A 241-nucleotide genomic window follows, 5' to 3' on the forward strand; every position below is an offset into this window, starting at 1 on the left:
ATTGGAAACCAAAATTAGGAACACATGCCGTTGCTTGGGACGAAGCGCAGAAAATTTCAGGGACAAACCCAGATTTTCACAGACAAGATTTATGGGAAGCCATTGAAATGGGAAATTTCCCAGAATGGGAATTAGGCGGTCAGATTATTCCAACAGAAGACGAACATAAATAGAATTTTGATCTTTTGGATCCAACCAAAATTGTTCCCGAAGAATTAGTTCCGGTGACTATAGTGGGAAG

1 pseudogene is annotated in these 241 nt (G+C 40.2%); it reads left to right on the plus strand.

Annotation, left to right across the window (positions count from 1 at the left end):
* Positions 1–241 (plus strand): annotated as a pseudogene (locus tag ACWA1B_RS23495) (catalase); the annotation flags it as partial.

It is taken from the genome of Flavobacterium xizangense (genome assembly GCF_054075145.1).